This window comes from Shewanella subflava (assembly GCF_025971955.1).
GTDB classification, from domain to species: Bacteria; Pseudomonadota; Gammaproteobacteria; order Enterobacterales; family Shewanellaceae; genus Shewanella; species Shewanella subflava.
The window spans coordinates 332,185-348,462 of the sequence record NZ_JAPDMX010000003.1 but is presented as its reverse complement, the minus strand read 5'-3'; the positions used below and the strand labels follow the sequence as shown (position 1 = coordinate 348,462).

At 42.1% G+C, this 16,278-nt stretch carries 15 protein-coding genes and 1 riboswitch; of the genes, 3 read left to right on the top strand and 12 right to left on the bottom strand.

Features of this window, described 5'->3' with window-relative positions; all coding sequences use genetic code 11:
- Positions 1-93: 93 nt before the first annotated feature.
- A riboswitch (cobalamin riboswitch) is annotated at positions 94-285 on the bottom strand.
- Positions 286-413: 128 nt separating this feature from the next.
- The 4 genes from OHT75_RS03700 to OHT75_RS03685 form a co-directional block, all read right to left on the bottom strand.
- Positions 414-1,079, bottom strand: a complete 666-nt coding sequence (locus OHT75_RS03700) for a hypothetical protein (RefSeq protein WP_264725094.1) — start codon at positions 1,077-1,079, stop codon at positions 414-416.
- A gap of 160 nt (positions 1,080-1,239) precedes the next feature.
- Complete coding sequence (locus tag OHT75_RS03695) at positions 1,240-1,548, bottom strand: DUF3622 domain-containing protein (protein WP_264725093.1); 309 nt, start codon at positions 1,546-1,548, stop codon at positions 1,240-1,242.
- A 76-nt stretch (positions 1,549-1,624) separates the two neighbouring features.
- The gene (locus tag OHT75_RS03690; RefSeq protein WP_264725092.1) at positions 1,625-3,538 is read right to left on the bottom strand and encodes a peptidase U32 family protein; all 1,914 of its coding nucleotides are present in this window, start codon (positions 3,536-3,538) and stop codon (positions 1,625-1,627) included.
- A gap of 122 nt (positions 3,539-3,660) precedes the next feature.
- Positions 3,661-4,227: a phosphoribosyltransferase gene (locus OHT75_RS03685; RefSeq protein ID WP_264725091.1), complete on the bottom strand. Its 567-nt coding sequence runs from the start codon at positions 4,225-4,227 to the stop codon at positions 3,661-3,663.
- A gap of 181 nt (positions 4,228-4,408) precedes the next feature.
- Between OHT75_RS03685 and OHT75_RS03680 the strand changes: the two genes are divergently transcribed.
- Both OHT75_RS03680 and OHT75_RS03675 read left to right on the top strand, forming a co-directional pair.
- On the top strand, positions 4,409-5,065 hold the full coding sequence (locus OHT75_RS03680) for a DNA-J related domain-containing protein (protein WP_264725090.1): 657 nt from the start codon (positions 4,409-4,411) through the stop codon (positions 5,063-5,065).
- 146 nt (positions 5,066-5,211) lie between these two features.
- Positions 5,212-5,868: a thiol:disulfide interchange protein DsbA/DsbL gene (locus OHT75_RS03675; protein ID WP_264725089.1), complete on the top strand. Its 657-nt coding sequence runs from the start codon at positions 5,212-5,214 to the stop codon at positions 5,866-5,868.
- A gap of 70 nt (positions 5,869-5,938) precedes the next feature.
- On the opposite strand, the gene OHT75_RS03670 is transcribed toward OHT75_RS03675, so the two are convergent.
- The 6 genes from OHT75_RS03670 to OHT75_RS03645 all read right to left on the bottom strand — a co-directional run bounded on the left by OHT75_RS03670 (position 5,939) and on the right by OHT75_RS03645 (position 12,228).
- Entirely contained in the window at positions 5,939-6,520 is a 582-nt protein-coding gene (locus OHT75_RS03670) for a hypothetical protein (protein WP_264725087.1), read from the bottom strand.
- A 119-nt stretch (positions 6,521-6,639) separates the two neighbouring features.
- Positions 6,640-7,155, bottom strand: a complete 516-nt coding sequence (locus tag OHT75_RS03665; RefSeq protein WP_264725085.1) for a cytochrome b/b6 domain-containing protein — start codon at positions 7,153-7,155, stop codon at positions 6,640-6,642.
- Positions 7,156-7,159: 4 nt separating this feature from the next.
- Positions 7,160-7,681 carry a menaquinone-dependent protoporphyrinogen IX dehydrogenase gene (gene hemG, locus OHT75_RS03660; RefSeq protein WP_264725084.1) on the bottom strand — a complete coding sequence of 174 codons (522 nt, stop codon included), beginning with the start codon at positions 7,679-7,681 and terminating at the stop codon, positions 7,160-7,162.
- Positions 7,682-7,882: 201 nt separating this feature from the next.
- On the bottom strand, positions 7,883-9,508 hold the full coding sequence (locus tag OHT75_RS03655) for a di-heme oxidoredictase family protein (protein WP_406681961.1): 1,626 nt from the start codon (positions 9,506-9,508) through the stop codon (positions 7,883-7,885).
- 74 nt (positions 9,509-9,582) lie between these two features.
- On the bottom strand, positions 9,583-10,755 hold the full coding sequence (locus tag OHT75_RS03650) for an imelysin family protein (protein WP_264725083.1): 1,173 nt from the start codon (positions 10,753-10,755) through the stop codon (positions 9,583-9,585).
- A 57-nt stretch (positions 10,756-10,812) separates the two neighbouring features.
- A complete protein-coding gene (locus OHT75_RS03645; RefSeq protein ID WP_264725082.1) occupies positions 10,813-12,228 on the bottom strand; it encodes a hypothetical protein in 1,416 nt (471 codons plus the stop codon).
- A 1,464-nt stretch (positions 12,229-13,692) separates the two neighbouring features.
- Here OHT75_RS03645 and OHT75_RS03640 point away from each other — a divergent pair.
- Complete coding sequence (locus tag OHT75_RS03640) at positions 13,693-14,520, top strand: TIGR03899 family protein (protein WP_264725081.1); 828 nt, start codon at positions 13,693-13,695, stop codon at positions 14,518-14,520.
- Between the two features lie 22 nt (positions 14,521-14,542).
- Here the strand turns inward: OHT75_RS03640 and OHT75_RS03635 are convergent, their stop codons facing one another.
- Both OHT75_RS03635 and OHT75_RS03630 read right to left on the bottom strand, forming a co-directional pair.
- A complete protein-coding gene (locus tag OHT75_RS03635) occupies positions 14,543-15,151 on the bottom strand; it encodes a hypothetical protein (RefSeq protein ID WP_264725080.1) in 609 nt (202 codons plus the stop codon).
- A gap of 447 nt (positions 15,152-15,598) precedes the next feature.
- Positions 15,599-16,276 (bottom strand): type 1 glutamine amidotransferase domain-containing protein, encoded by a 678-nt coding sequence (locus OHT75_RS03630; RefSeq protein WP_264725079.1) that lies wholly within the window; start codon positions 16,274-16,276, stop codon positions 15,599-15,601.
- Between the last annotated feature and the right edge of the window lie 2 nt (positions 16,277-16,278).

Genomic DNA, 16,278 nt, shown 5'->3' with positions numbered 1-16,278 from the left:
GGGCAGTTGCGTCGTAATAAAATGCCTTCAAATAACTCCGTAAGAGTCAAATTTCAAATAGCTTATTACATCTTAAGATCTGCCCACCGAAATCTCAAAATCATCTTTAGGGCCGGTCTCCGGACTGAGGTATTTTGCCAGAATAATACATTCTACAAACGAGCCATGTGCTATTTCACATTGCCCTAACCTTTCACCGTTGCGGGGGCAGTATCAGATTTGCACTGATTTCCCGATTATCCACACGCCAGTTAAACGTGCGGCACCACAAAAGATTGACTAGTCATCATGACCATAAAATCGCGGCAATTATACGGTTTATGCTAAGGATTAGATATATGCACTAGGGCGTTCAGCTACAGATTGTCATTATAATTTTTCAGCATAAGCTGAAAAATAAAACAAAGTTGCGATTAATTGTTTGCCATAAACTCACGATAATTATTGGCATTGATAGGGGGGTCATTTTCTCTGAACACGGCTTGTCGAATTGATTTGTGCAATAAATACAGATCTTGCGAACCACTGACTACCGTAAAAAATCCAATTTCGCCTTTGGGAATACTGGCAAAATCTTTTGCTACAAACGCTGAGGCGTGATGAATATTTGGCATCACTGTACAACCTAAAATTCCGTGTACCGCATTCAACCCTTCCACCTTGGAGCTGCCTAAAACGGTATAAATCACTTTTCCGTCGCAGTTTTCGGCGTAAGTGTCAGCCATACCATCAAGGAACTTTTGCGGTTCAATGTCGTTGGCCAATCCTTTAAAACCTTGCATACATACAAGGCCACTCCAATCATTTAAGGTTTCATTAGCCGGAATAAACTCCGCCATAAACATATCGCCCTGCATTTCATGAAATGCCAGCTTCCAATTCAGTGGCGGTAGAAAGCCAAATTTAGAGGCAAAGTCTGTTAATTGCTGCACATCTTTAGGCATTTCGACTTTGCCAATACTTTGGTCATCATCACCAAAAAGTGTATTGATAGGAGAATACGGTTTTGCAGACAACAAAGTGCATGGCACCAAAAACATTAGCCCCAACCAAAGCTTTATTGCCGCAAACGGTTTCATTTCATATCTTCCTTTTTAAATACATCATCAACACCATTTGATGAGGCCATTTTGATATTTAACGTAGCACTGCCGAAATTATCGACCAACTATATATCACAACAGCCATTTTTTAAAACTTATCTTTAACAATTTGCAACATATTCAATAACAAGAGTTATTAGCCAAGTTCTTCATCGTCATCGTCTTGAAAATCTTCATCAGACTCACCCGCTTCGGCCGCGATGGCCGCAGCAATACTTTTAGCTTTTAAGTGCTTCTCTGTTTTACGTTTATTACGTTCAGCTTGTTTACCTAAGAAGCCTTTTAATGCTTCTTCGCCCCATGCTGTTGCTTCTGCTTCTGTCGCAAAACCATCATGGCTTTTTGATACCACAGTTTTAGTTGCTGTCATGCGGCGAGTGATTTCTGTTTTCCAGCCGCTATCAGCTTGAAACACACGAAATGCATACTTTTTACTTTGACTCATTTGTCTATTTTTCCTAGTGAATTAACGCTTTAAAAGGCATAGCCTAATTTTTCTTTATGGGCAGTTGTTAAACAACTTAACTTTTTACCATTTGATTTGAGCCAACAATCATCATCTCGCATTTTTGGCAATCAAACACTAATTTCAATTTATCTTTACCCACATCTAAAAACATGGGATCCGCTTTTATGCCTTCAACTTCTTTAGGGCATAAATTGAAGCTATATCGCAAACAATGTTTAGTCACCATTAATGGCGCATCATGCAATACTTTATTTTTTTCATAGGTGTCTTCTATCTGAATGACACCGTGTTGCTCATAAAAACTGCGAGCTTGCTCGTTAGCCACATTGGATAAAAAGCTCAGCGATTTTTGGGGGAAACGCGCATTTTTATCATGCAACCAACGTTCAGGACGTTTATAAGCACTGACCCTTGCCAACATTAATGCATCAACCGCATCACGCCTTAATTCGTTGACCACTGACGAAGGTAAAAACCATACTTGCTCAGCGAGTAAATTAATTTTATTGGCAATAAAATCAGTACTGCCTAATTTACCTAATTGCTTTTTAAGGTTTGCAGCCGATTTTGCCTGATCATTAGCGGCCTGCTTTTCACACTGCAAGCTCACACTTGCAGTAATTCCATGCGCATCAGTTAACGATAACGCCACACCTTCATCGGTATCATAAAACTGCATATCCACACTGATTTTACGGCTGGCTGAGTCTTTATTTAACGTTGACTCAAATTTATGGTCAAAGTTTCTAAACATCATCACGCCAACTTTCAAATCTTTTGGCACTTCGGTTAAATACAAAGTATTGCCATCAGCACGATTGACTCGGGTGCCGGCAAGTTTGTCATCAGACAAACGTTGGGTTTCATAATGCTCAACAAAAAAGCACAACCCATCACCGTTGTTAAAAACAATATCCTTGCCACTCTCGGTGGTATCGATTTTGATAAAATCTTTACCAACCTGGGTAATACGCCCCACTTTTTCACCAATAAACTTGGGTGAGCTAAAGTGCTCAATCGCCTCGGTGCGCTGATTTACAAAGTAGTCCGTTTTACCACGGTTGAAGCTTTTGTCAGGATCTGGAGTAAAGTTGAACTCACAACGCCCGTGGGAAATCGACTCTAGATCGTTACGCTTATCAATAATGGCATCAAGTTGCTTGCGATAATGCGCAGTGACGTTTTTCAAATAAGTAATGTCTTTTAAGCGCCCTTCGACTTTAAACGAGGTCACACCTGCATCTATTAAAGCTTCTAAATTATCGGTTTGGTTATTATCTTTAAGTGATAATAAGTGCTGATTCTCGGCTAAGACATCACCATCACGCGTAGTTAAATTACATGGCAAACGACACATTTGTGAACATTCACCACGGTTAGCGCTGCGATTTGAGTAAGCATGGCTTAAATTACATAAGCCACTGTAGCTGACACACAGGGCACCATGAATGAAAAATTCAAGCTTCATTTTGGTACTCGCTGCAATATCTCGAATTTGAGGAATATTCAGCTCACGGGCCAAAACTACCTGCGAAAAACCAACCTGCTCTAAAAATACTGCCTTTTCAGGCGTACGGTTATCCATTTGCGTGCTGGCATGCAAGGCGATTGGCGGCAAATCTAATTGCAAAACCCCCATGTCTTGAATAATGAGCGCATCGACACCTGCATGGTATAAGTCCCAAATCAATTGCTGTGCTTTGGGCAGTTCGTCATCCATCAAAATTGTATTCAGCGCCACAAACACCTGGGCATGATAACGATGGGCAAACTCAGCAAGACGAGCGATATCTTCAACACTATTGCCCGCATTATGACGGGCGCCAAATGCAGGTCCACCGATATAAACAGCATCCGCACCATGACGAATGGCTTCGATACCATAATCGGCATTTTTAGCCGGTGCTAACAATTCAAGCTGACGCTTTTTGGTCGGTGCAGGGGTAAATAATTCAACAGAAGCCATAAGGGTAATCAATTCTTCTTGTTTAGCAAAAGTCGTTGGATAAAAAAGTGCGCCAACAAAGTTTGTTGGCGCACTAGTATAATGTTTACTATTCTAGCAAATTTGTTGTAAAAATACCCAGTTTAGATAAATAAATCTTGGATGTTTTTAAAATCACCTTTACCGCTTGCAATTTCTTCAGGCGTTAACCCTGTTACTTCATGTGGGAACACTAACCACTCTTCCGATGAGTGAATAAAATAATCGGGTTTGAGTGGCACTTTAGTGTTGTTTGGTTTGTAGTATGGGCAAGCAACACGAATATCACTGGGTATATTCAAGCGCATGAATTTTTGTAATTTACCGATCAATGCATGAATGCTACGACCCGAATCAAACACATCATCAACAATCAATAAGCCATCGCTGGCATTGGCATTTTCAATAATGTAATGCAAACCATGCACTTTAATATTCTTATCTTGTTTGTCAGTACCAATACCGTAATAAGATGAAGTACGCACCGCAATATGGTCAGTTTCAACCTTTTTGAAATCAAAATATTCTTGAACAGCAATACCAATTGGTGCGCCACCGCGCCATATACCAACAATAAATTGCGGTCGAAAGCCAGATTCATAAACTTGCGCGGCTAAGCGGAATGAATCTTCAAGTAATTGTTGTGCGCTAATAAAGTGTTTATCGGTCATTGGTCTGTGCCCCCCCCATTTTTATTGCGGCGAATTTTATACCAAATCAACATACTTTGCCTGCATTGTTCACAGATATTGCGTCATTACTCCAATATTCGCAGAATAAAAATCAGCTTTTCCTTACATCATCACTATGGCATAGTATTTTTTATCGCCAAATCAGGATTAAGACGCTCGTATGTTATTTGAAAAACATTCAACTGCCTCATTGACAGAGCCCTCCTCAGAAATGTCGACGCCAAAAGGTGATAACCCCCTTATTTGGCCGTTATTAAGTCTATTGCAGTCATCGAATCAAAGCTGGAAAGTGCATCATCTTGCCGCTGAATTACAAAAAAAAGGCTTAATGCACGACTTAGATCCCCTGCCGGAAAAAGATCTCTTTAAGCGTAACTTCTTATTGATGAATGCCCTGTATGAATTACAAGATATTTTATTGCCTAAACAATGGCTTCAAGTCAAATCAATGGAAATTCAGTTGTTTCGTATTGTCCCAAGCAATGCCGACCTGTTACATCGTCAGGACGCAGCACTGCGTGACTACTACCTTGATTGGAAAAATTACGATACCTGCGTCAATGTGGTGCGTGAAATGCTGGAGTCTTTCTGGAGCAGTTATCAGGAATACATAGGGATAAACATCCAATTAATGAATAAAGGACATGCATTAAAAGTATTCGAACTAGATGAAACCGCGTCCAATAGAGACATCAGAAGGCAATGGAAAAAACTGGCCTTAAAATGGCATCCTGATCGCGATCAGGGCAATGCCGAACGCTTCAAAGAAGTCTGCGAAGCCTGGCAAACATTGCGTGATAAAAGCCTCGTCGCTTAACGCTCAACATCACAAAGCTGATGAGTCAATGCGAATATTTGTCTCAAATAACAACTGGATCACACAAATTTAGCCACAGACTTTGACAAAATATGTCATCATTAGCCCTGTAAGCACTATTGATAAACATACTTTTTGAGGTTTTCATGTTTAAACATTTAGCACTAGCCGTTACCTTAGCCATTGCTCCTTTGAGCACCTTTGCCGCGCAATTTGTTGAAGGCAAACACTATACTCAAATTTCTAATAAAATGGTTCCTAGCGAACCTAAAGTGACCGAGTTCTTCTCTTTCTATTGTCACAACTGTTTCAATATGGAAACCAAATACATACCTGAAATCAAAGCGGGTTTAGACAAGCAAGTTACATTCGACACCAAACACGTTGATTTTATGAATAGCGACATCGGCACCGAGGTGATGCGAGCATTGGCCGTTATTCACACATTCGATAACCAAGAAGCCTTAAAAGTAGCGATGTTTGGTGCGATTCAAGGTGAAGGTAACGACTCTGGCCACGACCATAGCGCCCCAGGCCATGAACACGCTCCTGAAATAAACAGCCGAGATGACATCAAAAAAGTGTTTGCTAAATTTGATATCGATGGCGCGAAATATGATGCATTAGCTGATAGCCCTGAAACCGAGAAAAAACTCAGTTTATGGCGTCAACAACAAGTCATGTTCCGCATTCAAAGCGTGCCGACCTTCATTGTTAACGACAAATATGCCATCAATATGAACGAAATGCGTACCCTTGATGACTTAGTCAATGTGATGAACTATTTGGCGCTGAAAAAGTAACACTCAAGCTCCAATAACCCTCATTTAAACCGATATTGCGTAAACAATATCGGTTTTTTATTGGCGCTAATTAGAAGTTTCGCGGTTGCTCTTCAATGTGCATTTGCTCAACAACTCCTTTACCTGAGCGTTGTTGGTATTTCGCTTCAGCTTGCGACATACGATGACGACCACTGTTGACTAAATTTTGCCCCTGCTCAATGGCACTTTCGCCTTCGGCTAACTTAGTATTACCATCTTCAATCAGTTCTTTACCGTCAAGGTATTTCTCATCAGCATCTTCCCAAAGATCGCTAATATCTTCTAATTTCTGTAACATTTCAGCTGCGCGCTTACCCGATTGCGCCCCTTGCAAGTTACCCGCAAAAGCTTGAAAAGCCTGTCGATGACGTTCTGCAGCCAATTGTGCTTCTGCCATTACTCGTTCACCTTCGCGAATGTCAAGATTCCCCTCTTGCACTAACTGACGGCCATCCCGTAATTGCTCATTTCCGGCCTTCACATCCTTATCGCCTTGTTCCCATTGCTGAGATAAATCAAGGTGTTGTGCACCTTCTGACTTCACTTTTGAAGCAAAATTATTTTGAGTTGCAGTGCAACCACTCACACTAATAACACCTAAAGCCAATAAACAACAAAGAGCAGCTCGCATCTATTCATCTCCATACCTATGCCAAAAAGCGGCATGATTAGACCGCTCGGCGATCTAAATAGCAAGTAGCGAGCAATAAAATACTGTTAATTAATGGTAAAAATACGCAGATAAATGAATTAACCGAAAAAATCACGAATATGCAGTAACGCCAGCAGCACATGAATAACAACAAATCCAATAAAGCCTTGGGCCAATATCTTATGATAACTGCGCCACATTAAGGCATCACTGGGATCCGCCAAATACCAAATTACGCCAGATAAGGCCACCAGCAGTAGCAAGATAACACCAATACCCTCAATGACGCTAAGCAGACCTTTACCACCAGACAAGGGCAGACGGCCTTTTACTATCCCAGAAACATCAGCACTCAGTTGACTGAAATCCGCAACTAACCAGGGGAAAAACAAGCGCCATTGACCTTTAATGCACACTTTAATGGCAAACAATAACGCAATAATGGCGGTGAACAATCCACCATAAACATGAAATACATCCCAAAATCCAGCATTAGACCTAAGTTGTTTTCCCATAAATATCCAGGGACTGGTGCACACTAACATCAGTGTCATCACTAACACTACCCCATGCAACTTTGTTTCAATGCGACGCCAAATAGGCAACAACGCCATAGCGTTAGGCCTCTTTCATTTGTTGTGCAAAATCATCCACTTTTTGCCAATCGGTATATTCAACTTTAGTATTGGGATCGGTTGGCCCTTTGGTTATCCACATAATGAAACGAATAATATTGCGATCCATTGGCCCATACCCTTGATAATCTAAATTACCGGCAAAGGTTTCAAGTAACTTAGGTTTCCAGACGGTTTGCTGCAAAAAAGCTTGCATATAGGCATTGGTTTCAGGGGTATTTTTGTGGGGTTTACGGGCCACTAAACTGACCGAGAAAAAGCCACTGGGTTTAGTTTCAAGCTGAACTTGATGACGCTGTATAAATTCGTACAGCGCAGGACGATGCTTACCGTGACGAATACTGGCACCGATAAATATTTTATCAAAGCCTGATAAATCATTAACATCATCTAATGCTGCTAAGGTAACTTGATGGCCAGTTTGGTGCAGTTTTTGTTGAATGTATTCGCATATTTTACGCGTTTGTCCATGAACACTGGAATAAACAAGCAGGATCTGAGTCATATGTCCGCCGAATCAAGTCATTAATATTGTTTATATTACTTGATAAAGCCCACCATGAACTTGAAACAGATCACGTGATTAACATCTAAGTTCACTAAAAAAAAGAAGCAAGGCGATACCTTGCTTCTTTTAGTCTAATACCCGTTGATTTTTGTCAGTGCCCAGCAAAGAATAAGCCGACAAACGTATCGGCTAACACCACTATAGCGACATTAAAAACGCAATCACTTGTTCACGCTCACTCAGGGTTAGTGCCATAAACGCTTGCTGACTTTTTTTGGCTTCGCCGCCATGCCATAAAATCGCTTCTTCCAATGTAGCTGCGCGACCATCATGTAAAAAGCCTGCTTGCGGATTCACAGTTTGTGTTAACCCTATCCCCCATAACGGACGGGTACGCCACTCATTACCATTGGCTAAAAAGTCAGGACGACCATCTGCCAATTCATCTCCCATGTCATGCAATAACATGTCAGTAAAGGGATAAATCACTTGGCCTTTTAAACTATCGCTCATCGGCTCACCACCAATGTCTCCCGCTGTTTTGGTGGTAAAAGAGGCCACATGACAGCCGGTACAATTGATATGTTCAAATAAGCGCGCGCCTTCCCGCACATTACTATTGTCAACATTGCGTCTGGCTGGCACAGCTAAGGTTTCAGCATAAAAGGTTACGGCATCACTGAACGCCGCATCGGCTTCTGGCTCGCCATTTTCATCGCTACCAGTATCAACAAAGCCAGTGCGGGTTAAATAGGCATCATGCAAACTGGTGCCAGCAATGCTTTCATCAGGAAACAATGGATTGGTGATACCAATATCCCCTCTTAATGCTCCGAGTGATTGCACTCTGACACTTGGAGTATTGGCTTTCCAACCAAAACGCCCAAGTGATACCGGATGTGCCACTCCGTCTCTGGCTTTGATGGCATCAAATACCCAGTTAGCACGACCAGATATGCCGTCGCCATCGGCATCGTTTTCATCCGTGTTAGCCAAAATATCCGCTTCGGGGATCGCTTCTAACAACCCCAAACCGAATACAGGCATGCCATTACGCCAGCCCATCAGCACATCATCTTGCAGTAAATTAGAGGTGATATTCGCACTTTGTTTGGTTTCACCTGGGGCATCGTAAGGGTTTTCCACATCAAATAATGGCTTTTTCAATTGAACGACTTTACCATCGGCATAGGTGATTTCGGTGCGCTCATAGGATAAATACACATCGGCCTGCCCCACAAAGGCGTTACTTTCCCAGTCGGTTCTCGCCTTTAATACGCCTCGATGAAACAACTGTCCGCCAAAGTCAGGCACCGCTATAGGCGCACAATAGTTATTGTCTGCCGTCCCTTGAGTACACACCTCATCAGGCGCTTTGCTGATCCTTAAAAAGATCCCAGCAGCAGACCCAAGTTTTACTCGAGTTTCATTTGCAGCTAAAAATGGCGTTGAATTGCGCCCATCGCGTTGATGGCAAGAGTTACAATCTGCATTATTAAATACTGGGCCTAAGCCATCTAGTTCAGGGTGTTCAGAATTTGGCGCTGTGGTAAAAGACGCTTCAAAATTCACATCACCTTCTAAATGCAGAGCCAGTTCACTTGCTGTCAGGTTCGGCGCTGGTGTTGAAAAGCCGTGGCCAGAATTATTCGCATCATAGGTGGTTGTCCCACCGCCTGCAGCAGTCATATCGGTAAACGCAGGATAAGTCACAACGGGTGGCTCTGGGGTAGTGGTGGTTTCTTCACCGCTGCCACCGCATCCGATTAACCCGATTGTCATCATCACTGACATTAAGGTGTTAGCATTAAGTGTTATTTTCATCATTTAACTCACACTGTTATAGGTGTATAAAAGCCCCTGTTTTCAATTGAAAACAGGGGCTAATGGCCGCAGTGTTAACTGGCTTTCCATTGCGATAACAATGGCAATACGTCTGATTCTAAAGACGTCTGCAATTTAGATAACGCGTCTACCGCTATTTGCACCCGCGCACGGCCATCGGCGTCTAATATCGCTTGACGAAACGGTAAGTCTGAGCTGCCCTTAATTGCTTGAATTTTCAAGATAACATCATCAATTTCACTGGCAATTCGAGTTGCAAGCGTTGCATCTGCGGCGGCAACAAAGTCGATGATACCTTGCTTGTCTGGCGAACCTGTAAACTCACCTTGATAGACGTTACGCACACCAATAATATTATTCGCAAAGTCTGTTAATGAGTTCCACGAATACTGAGACTCCACTTTTGAGGTATCAGCTGTGGCTAATGAGTCACCAAATGGATCGGCAATTTTGCCGTTACCGACTTCATCAACAATGCCTATCATGCCGTTAACTAACTCTTCAATCACCGCAAGTTCTGATGAGTAAATAGTGTTATTGACTGCACCTGAGCCTTTTAATAACTCAGCGTATGGCAATGCATTAGCATCTTGTGGGTTATGGCTAATTTGCCATGCATCATCGAGTTGCTTCGCGTAATCACGAAACACCTCAGCAAGGGCGACTAAATATTCGCGCTCACGGGTGGTCAACTCGGTAATATCTTTGCTGTTATCATTAACACCATCACCGAACAATAAATACTCCATGGTGTGAAAACCCTGTACGTCATCATTCCAACCTTTAATGGTTTCAGCATCAAAGCCTGCAGCACTGTTTAATTGGGTTTGTAAATCTGAAGTATTCAGTGGCCAGCTGTCTAAATGCGGATCAATGCTTAACGAATCCACCGGGCCAAAGATATGTGACTCGCCCTGTTCCCAGGGTTGACGAGCAGCTTTCCATGCCGCTTGTGCGGCCACTAAATCTGCTTGAGAGGTAGAGTTAATCAAACTTTGTGTGGCTAATAATAATGCCTCACCTTTTGCGGCTAAATCAGCATAACCCGCCACAATAACCTCATCCGTTAGATTAGTTATCATCTCAGTAGCCCCAAATGTGAAACTGTCATCAGGTACGGTTGGAATTGTCGGGGTTGTCGGGGTGGCTTCATCTGAGCCAGAGCCACCACAGGCCGATAAGCCCATAACTAAAGATAACGCGATGGCTGAATAAGTAAATTTCATAGTAACTCCATGTATATCAGATAAATGTGTAGCAATAATCAATAAAGGTTTAATGGCTTATAGCGAGAATTGGTAACCCACGCCTAAGGCAAAAAAGTTTGTGTCTGGAATACTAGCAACCGCCACTTGATGTAAACCGCCCTCGGCTTTAATCACTACTTCAGGAATTGGGAAGTAGTTCAGCCCTAGACTGCTCCAGGTATTTTCAAAGCGCTTGCTAGCCGTGCCCGTTTCGACAGCCATTAATGGATTTGAATAATCAATATTGGCAAACACGGTGACTGGAATATTGAACCAGCTATCCAGCTTCATCCCGGCTTCAACAAAGAAAGATTGTGATTCAGACCCAAGCTGGGCAAAGTTGCCTGGGCGTAAACCTGGGGTAGTTTTATTGGCTTGGGTGATGGCATCTGAATCATCTAAAGTGCCATACAGGTATTGGCCGCGTAAAATCCATGGTCCCTCTACAAACGCACCGGCAACAGAGACAATACTTATTGCACCATCAACATCTAACTTATTACTTTTATGACGATTACCTGAAGTATTGCCATAGTAATATGCAACCCCTACAGCGCTGCCCGTTTTAAAATTGCCGTAATCTAAACGACCAGCAAAGGCTAAGTCGTCCCCATTCACATGCTCAAAGCGTTTTTGATGACCCGATGCAGACCAATCATAAGTGCGGAAATATTCTGAATTTAAGCCACTGACAATTTGGGCTTGATAATGAAAATCACTGACTTGACCGTAAACACCAATACCGTTTTCATTCCAAACCGCAGGTAACATTGCCGCTTCGCTTTTATGGCGCTGAACAGTAAGGTACTGATTAGGCTTATGTAACATGCTTGTTAAGCCAATCGGTAAATGAATATTACCCAACTTAACCCCAAACGCTTTACTTGGGCGATAACGTATTTCGGCTTTCTCAACAATGACTTCGCCGCCCGCTTCCACCTCAGATTCAAATTCACCAAACTCATCAAAACCATCATATTCAAGTGACGTGCCCGTACCGCCATGTTCATATTCAATTTCAACTTCCATGCTCCACTCATCGGTGAACTGATAACCAAATTCAGTCACGATGCGCTCTAAGTCAAAACGATTACGCCGCTCTGGTGTGGTGTCTTGTACGTTATCGAAATATTCATCACTAGTGTAATTGGCTGTGCCATAGGATTTAAAACTGAAACGGCTGAAGAGATCCTGTGCGCTTGAAACCTCATCAGCAACCTGCTCAACCTTTGCGGCTAAGGTATCGCGCTCAACTTGTTGCTGATCAGACTGTTGCTGTTGCTGCTGGGTAATGAGAGTTAGCTGCTGCTTTAAGGCAGCTATTTCCGCCTCTTGTTTTGCAATGGCTTTAGCAAGTGCATCAGTTTCATTAGCCGCATTTGCACTCGCAAATGAACCTAACCCCATAACACTCGCTAAAGTCATCGCCAATAGTGAGATTTTGCTATTCATATCCACTCTCCACATACACCTAATAATTAAGGTTATTTTAATAATTGGCAACATATTAATCTAATTGAGAATCGTTTGCATTAGAATTTAGATCTTTTTTCTTAATAAGATTTACAAATAAATTACACTTCACCTAAAAATGTTTTTTCGCAACAATGATTAGCTGTGCTTCATGGTTAGCGATTACAGGTGTTTTATGCTCTTGCTCACGGTTAAATTGCTCGACATTTTACCCACAAAAAAAATCAGGCTAACCCATTGTATTTATTGATATGGATAACGTTAGAAATGTTAATGGCATTTGTAGTTTGGCTGGAGATGTTAGACAACTTGATAATTGAAGGGCGATATTTTCCGCAACTAAATTAGTCGTTTATTTTCAATTTTTGGCAGGCAAATCTTAAATTAAACACTCAATTGTTAACTGAAATGGTTTAAAGGAGGTGATGAATGAGCATACGAGACACACTAGTAAACCTCAACTTGGGTTAAGAGATGGACTCAATCTGCACAATTCAACAGATTGAACTTGTTTTGTCGCAAACTTGTCATGTGTTTTAAAACAAAGCACATTAACACGTCCATAGCGGGCCTATTGCAGGTTAATGAAACGCTGTTAGTCAAACTAAGGGCTGTTTGCAAAGCGTTGATTATATTGAGCTGAGGTGACTTAGCTCTCCTGCAAGACAGCATTTACCACGATGCTTGATGAATTTTTTTAATGTAATGATTGCAGAAGCTGTAGGCTTAATCGCATCCAGAATGTCGGATAATTTTCAGATATAGAAACCTGCATCTTCAAGTTGAATGGGATAAATCAACAATTGATTGGTTTTTGATATGGACTAAACAAGGGGAAAACTAGGGAGGGCATTACTGCCCTCAACTAGTCAAAATTTGTTTAACGAGTAGTGTGTCGGCGAGTTGCTTAAAACCGACACCACAATTCGACACAAGACTTAATCGGCTCCCGACGTTAGACCAAGAGTCGATTCAGGCGTTGGTATTCTTGTAGAACACACCGTCCTTCATGATGATGCGAATTGTCTCAGGGCTTGCTGGACGAGGCTCTGCATCAAGCCACTTTTATCCCGAGCCAGTGACAGAGAAATCTTCAAGCGGATTCCCGTCAAGTAGCAACAGTTCCATAACCCATGTTTATGTTGCTGGCTTAGAATTATGACTTGTACATAAACCACGCGACGATGTCATTAATATTTTGTATTTCGAACAATCGCTCGATATTAACATTAGTATTTTCAATGCGGAACTCGCCTCAATATATTTTACTGCGTTGATTGGAGTACCATACTGTTTAAGTAGTACTGGCTTTATGACTAACGATGATTTTTGGCGCGCGGCAAAACTTTAAGGTATTAAATGGCTTGATGCGGGTCGAAACAGACCTATTGACCCAAAGCGCCTAAATAGGTAACCCACAACATTTTTGGTAAATGGATCTATATGACTGAGCCCGATAAAAAAATAACTGAAACCACTGATATTTCCGCGCGCAAAAAAGCATTATTGCTTGGCAGAATGCTCGGGCTGGCTAGTGAAGATGATTATCGTCCATCTACGGCATCGGTCGCTGAGCGTGCACAGCATCGCCAGCGTAAATTGCTCAGCGCGCATCAAGCTAACCTTGAAACTATTTTTGCACTTGCGCTCAATTACACCCCATCAGATGTCACAGGAGTGGATTTAGATGCCGACTGGGGCTATCAATTTTTTCACATGGCAGAGCAAATTCACAACCCCAAAATGCAAGATTTATGGGCAAGGATTTTAGCTAGCGAAATTGTTTCCCCGGGAAACTTCAGCCTGCGTTCGCTCGCGGTGCTTAAACAATTTACTTTTCGTGAAGCCATTTTATTAGAAAAAGCCTTAGGGATGTCAGCAAGGATCGGCACAGATAATCGTTACAAATTACTCAGCGGATTGCGCACTAACGGAGGGTTAAAACAATATTTCAGAAAAAACAATCACATTAACATTCCGCTGTCTCAATTTGGGCTGCCATATTCGAATATTTTAACCTTAATGGATGCGGGCATATTACATAACAGTGAGTTTGAAACGGGTTTACTCGATGCCAAAGTAAAATTGCCATTGCAGTTTGTGCATGACAGTTTTACCGTGCAACCTAACAACCCACACCTGCTTTTCACCTATTATCGCTTCACTGCCATTGGGGATGAGATTTGCCAGCTGATTGCCGCTAAACCTGACGTTAACTTTATCAGTATGTTAAAAAAGCTATTAGAAAGAGACTTTAAAATCGATAACTGACCCCAAGCATAAACAGGTTAATTTAGATTTTGTAAAGGTGGGAATATTTTGCTTTGTGCGCGCTGAATAAAAACTGCCTTAATGCTTCTCTTGCTTCACCATGGGCATTAATTTTAGCCGCCATAATGCCATTTTCAGCACGAACAGGTTCAAAATCAACATCCACTTCTAAGCCATTGCTTAACATTAATTTACCCGACTTTGGCATATCGGCATGGGCATCGTTGCGCATTTTGATGGTCAAGCCCGAACTGGAGAGCGATAACACTTCGACGGGCTGTTCAGCATCATCCATCACGGTAACATCTTTTAAATCCGTTACTCGCCAGCTGCGTTCACCACCAAGAATATCCACCACTTCAGGTACGCCTAACACAGGAATAAACTGCCCCAATTCATCACGTTTTAACACTAAGGGAAACCACAAGCGGTAATGGCTAATTTCAGCCAACAAAGTCAACTTGGCCTCGCCTAAAATATTGGCAAGTATCAGGGGGATCTCTGTCGACACACTTAACGCGTTGTCAGCCAGTACATCAGCATCGGTTTTAGCGTGCGCTACGCCGCTCGCTTTGCTTGAAGTAAACAAATCGCTAAAACAAGCTAGCTCTTCATCGGTCAGCGAATTCATCGGGTTAACCTAATCCTATCAATGTGGTCGTGATAATAAGGCGCATAATATAGCATTATTTTCACATTCGAATAAACTTTAACCACTCATTACCCCGTTATCGCACCATCGACTGACGTTTTTTGAGTATTTTCAGTAAAGAATCCACCTTCTGAAGAAGGTGGCTTTGATATCACTCTCTAAAAGGGCGCTTTCCTATCGTGCGTTAACAAGACGCTGTAAATATATCCCTATAGGCTTTACTAAATCATCCCTGATTTAGAAGCTTGTACCGCACCATTAGCAAAGCTCACCTATCACTTGAGTTAATCAGCTATTGAACATACTTCAGGCAAAGCCTAATTGATGATAACCACCTACTGAAGTAGGTGAATTAGGGCAGAAAACAAAAAAGCAAACCTGAGTTTGCTTTTTATTGTCAATTTAACAGCCATTGAACAAGCCGATTTAGCCTAACAGTGCTAACATTTGCTGCGCCACTAGCTCAGAAGATGCCGGATTTTGTCCAGTTACTAACTTGCCATCTACCTGTGTAAATGGGTGCCAGTCAGCTGCTTTGGCATAGTCTGCGCCATTAGCAATTAACATGTCTTCAACTAAAAATGGCACTATGTCGGTTAACTGCACTGCATCTTCTTCGCCATTGGTGAAGCCGGTGACTTTTTTGCCTTTAACAATTGAAGTGCCATCAGTATTTTTAGCGTGTTTCAACGCACCTGGGGCATGACAAACTAACCCTAACACCTTGTCATGTTTAAGGGTATTTTCTATTAACGCAATTGATGTGCTGTCTTCGGCCAAATCCCATAACGGACCATGGCCACCGGGATAGAACACCGCATCGTAATCGGCAACATTTACAGTCGACAACACTATAGTGGTAGCCAGTTGTTGTTGGGCGTCGCTATCTAATTTAAACCGTTTAGTCGACTCGGTTTGAAAATCAACTTCATCGCTTTTAGGGTCTAAAGGCGGCTGCCCACCTAACGGCGATGCCAGAACCACTTCCACATTGTTATCTTTAAACACGTAATACGGCGCCGCTAACTCTTCCAGCCAAAAACCGGTTTTATGTCCTGTATCGCCCAATTTATCGTGCGAGGTTAATACCATTAACACTTTCATTT